2 protein-coding genes are annotated in these 1,858 nt (G+C 63.1%); both read right to left on the bottom strand.

Going from position 1 to position 1,858, the window contains the following annotated elements; genetic code table 11:
• Nucleotides 1-408: efflux RND transporter permease subunit (locus tag FXB40_RS47220; protein ID WP_148779081.1), on the bottom strand; the 408-nt coding region annotated here is incomplete at its 3' end.
• Between the two features lie 182 nt (nt 409-590).
• Complete coding sequence (locus tag FXB40_RS47225) at nt 591-1,697, bottom strand: efflux RND transporter periplasmic adaptor subunit (RefSeq protein WP_148779082.1); 1,107 nt, start codon at nt 1,695-1,697, stop codon at nt 591-593.
• Between the last annotated feature and the right edge of the window lie 161 nt (nt 1,698-1,858).

The following is a 1,858-nucleotide window of genomic DNA, read 5'->3' on the forward strand; positions in this document are numbered from 1 at the left end:
AATCTGCCAAAGTAGTGCTAGAATGCCTGCGGGCAGCTGGCCCTGCACGTCGACCAGCTTCTTGCGCAAGAGATAGAAGAGGTAAGGCACGTCTTTCGGCGGCGTGGAGTCGCGGAAAGTGACCTGAAGCGCGGTGAAGCCGGGCTTGGAATAGGTCTGCACCTTTTCGAAGTAAGGCAGCTCCTGGATCTTCTTCTCGATGGGATCGGCGACCTGCGCCTGCATCTCCTGCGAGGTCGCGCCCGGCCACAGCACGGAGACGTTGACCACCTTCACCGTGAAGAACGGATCCTCGGCGCGGCCGAGCTTCTGATAGGAGAAGAAGCCGGCGACGCCGAGCACCAGCATCAGGAATAGAACCAGCGTCGGATGGCTGACGGCCCAGGCCGAAAGGTTGAAGCGCTTCATCGCACTCTCCGGAAAAAACGATCCAATTGCCAAAAACGACAGCCGCTCTGTTCAGGGCGTCGTCGCGAGGCAGCGAAGCAATCCAGGGGGCTGGGCAGGTTCTGGATCGCTTCGCCGCTTCAGCCCTTGCATTTGCGCTGGGGCCGAAACTCACCTCACACGACGTAACTCGTAAGAAACACTCAGAAGGACAGTGACGACACGACCCGCACCTTCTGGCCGGGGTCGAGCTTCTGCACGCCGAGGGTGACGATCTTGGCGCCCTCGTCGACACCGCTGGTGATGATGACGTCGTTGCTGTCGTAGGACTTCACCGCGACCGGCTTCAGCGTGACTGCGCCATTGTCGTCGACGACGTAGAAGGACGGCTTGCCGCCTTCGTTGAACAGCGCCGACAGCGGCAGCCGCGCGACACGCTGGGTGGCGGCATCCGACAGCGTCAGCGTCGCGGTCATGCCGAGCTCGACCTTGTCGCCGGCCTCGGGCAGCGAGAATTTTGCGAGATAGGTGCGCGTCGCGGAATCCGCGGTGGGCGCGATCTCGCGCAGCTTCGCTGCATATTTCTTGTCCGGCTCCGACCAAAGAGTGACGCTGGCGGCGCCCGACTTGGCACGTCCGACCAGCGTCTCAGGGATCGCGACGACCGCTTCCTTTTCGGCAAAGCGGGCGACACGGATCGAGGTCTGGCCTGCGGCAACCACCTGGCCGGGCTCGATCAGCGTTGCGGTGACGACGCCACGGGCGTCGGCGTTGAGCGTCGCGTAGGAAAGGGAATTCTTGGTCAGCTCGACGGAGCGGACGGCGCGGTCAAGGCGCGCACGGGCCTCGTCGGCAGCCGCGCGGCTCGAATCCATCGCGGCATCGGTGGTCCAGCCCTTGGCCTTCAGATCCTTGGCGCGCTGTTCGGCAGCGGCGGCCTGCGCCAGCACACCGGTCGACGCGGTCTGCTCGGCGACGGCCTGCTCGGCCTGGAGTTTTAGATCGACCTCGTCGAGGGTGGCGAGCGGCTGGCCGATCTCGACGGTCTGGCCGACTTCGACCAGGCGCTTGGCAACCTTGCCCGCGACGCGAAAGCCGAGGTCGCTCTCGATCCGGGGCCGCACGGTACCGACGAAGCTGCGCTCCGGGGTCTCGGCATCATAATGGGCGGTTGCGACCAGAACCGGCCGCGGCGGCTCAGCCTTTTGCGCCACGGTATCATTGCACCCGGCCAACGAGGCTGCCACAAGCGCCAATGCCACGCCAGCCAAGAGCCTGGAATAGCTGGACAAAACGGACCGAACGAACATCGGAGGACACTCCTGCGTCTGCAATGAGAGGAATGTCGACTAATCACTGATGAAAGTCAATAATCGTCAGTCATCAGGAAAGCGTGATCGTTAAGGGGTGGGTAAGGGTCGGTCGACGTTGTCAGGAAGGCGCTATCGTAGAGCCTGTGAGCCAATTCGTT

The sequence above is a fragment of the Bradyrhizobium rifense genome, assembly GCF_008123425.1.
Taxonomy (GTDB): Bacteria; Pseudomonadota; Alphaproteobacteria; order Rhizobiales; family Xanthobacteraceae; genus Bradyrhizobium; species Bradyrhizobium rifense.

Bases quoted from the DNA above. Each gene is read 5' to 3' on its own strand.
- FXB40_RS47225 (WP_148779082.1), bottom strand. From the start codon at position 1,697: ATGTTCGTTCGGTCCGTTTTGTCCAGCTATTCCAGGCTCTTGGCTGGC.